The 1,498-nt window shown below is 73.4% G+C and carries 1 protein-coding gene; it reads left to right on the top strand.

The features are described from left to right. Positions 1–1,187, top strand: a 1,187-nt coding sequence (locus GVN67_RS28935; RefSeq protein ID WP_235035613.1) for a YbfB/YjiJ family MFS transporter, incomplete at its 5' end; no start/stop codon positions are given. Positions 1,188–1,498 lie beyond the last annotated feature (311 nt).

Genomic DNA, 1,498 nt, shown 5'->3' with positions numbered 1-1,498 from the left:
CTCGCCATCACGGCCCGCCCATGACCCCCCGGCTGCGGCTGGTGCCCGTCGCCGGCGCCGGCGCCCTGCTGGTCGGCATCGGCCTGGCCCGCTTCGCCTATGTGCCCATCTTCCCCGCCATGGTCGCGGCCGGCTGGGTCGATGGTGGCGGCGCCGGGCTGCTCGGCGCCTGCAACCTGACCGGCTACCTGCTCGGCGCGCTGGGCGGGCGCGGCATCGGCCGGCGCCTGGGCGTGCCGCGCGCCATGGACCTGGGCATGGCGCTCGCCACCCTGGCCTTCCTGGCCTGCGCCCTGCAGTTGGACGGCCCCGCCGCCCTGGCCTGGCTCGGCTTCTGGCGCGGGCTGGCGGGCTTCGCCGGCGGCGTGCTGATGGCGCTGGCCGGGCCGGCGGTGCAGGCGGTGGTGCCGCCAGGACGACGCGCGGCGGCAGCCGGGGTGGTGATGTCGGGCGTCGGCTTCGGCGTGGTGCTGGGCGCCGCGCTGGTGCCGATGCTGCTGCCGGCCGGGATCAGCGGGCTGTGGCTCGGCCTCGGCGCCGCCAGCCTGGCCTTCTGGCTGGTGCTGCGCCCGCTCTGGCCCGACCCGCCGCCCGCCGAGACCATGGGCGCCCCCGCCGGCGGCCAGGTGCCCCGCGCCACCCAGCTGATGGCGACCTACACCCTGGCCGCGGCCGGCATGGTGGCGCCGATGGTCTACCTGGCCGATCTGGGCGCGCGCGGCCGCGGGCTGGACGGGCTGGCCCTGGCGATGATCTGGATCCTGTTCGGCCTGGGCGGCATCGCCGGCACGCTGACCGGCGGCGGGTTGGTCGGCTGGCTGGGCGGCCGCCGCGCCCTGATGGCCTGGATGATGGTGGAGGTCGCCGCCCTGGCCACCGCCCTGCTGCCGGGCGGCGCCGCGGTGCTGCTGGCCGCGCCGCTGAGCGGCTTCGCCGGCATCGGCATCAGCGCGGTGGTGCTCGGCGCGGCGCGCGAGCAGGCCGGCAGCGCCGCCGGGATCCTCTGGGTGCGGGCGACCGCGCTCTTCGCCCTGGCCCAGGCGGCGACCGGCTTCGGCCTGGCGGCGCTGTTCAAGGCGACCGGCGAAAGCCATGCCGCCGTCTTCGGCGCGGGGCTGGGATTCGCGGTGCTGGCGCTGGTGGTGTCGATGATCGAAGAGAAGACAGGGGAAAGGTCGGGGGAATGAATTCCCCCGAGCCCCCTTCTTTTTTCTGATCACCGGCCATGAGGGGACCTGCGCCTCACCGACACCGTCGCCAGGGCATCACGGCGGGACGCCATTAATATAAAAACAGCGCACCTTCACAGGTCGCGCTGTTGCCGGGCCGTTTCACGTACTGTCGTCACGTGGACACGGCAGTCTGACAGAAAAAAGAAGCGACTGTCTTGGGTGTCAAGCGGTCTGCTCCTTCGCGGAGGTTGTGGTTCTCCAGGGTGTTGAGCTTTGGAGGATGGCATTGAGGATGGTGAGCAGCTTGCGGGCGATGGCGATCAGGG

The sequence above is a fragment of the Roseomonas sp. 18066 genome (assembly GCF_902706185.1).
Lineage (GTDB): Bacteria > Pseudomonadota > Alphaproteobacteria > Acetobacterales > Acetobacteraceae > Pseudoroseomonas.
The sequence above is the reverse complement of the archived record's forward strand: the minus strand, read 5'-3'. Positions and strand labels throughout refer to the sequence as shown.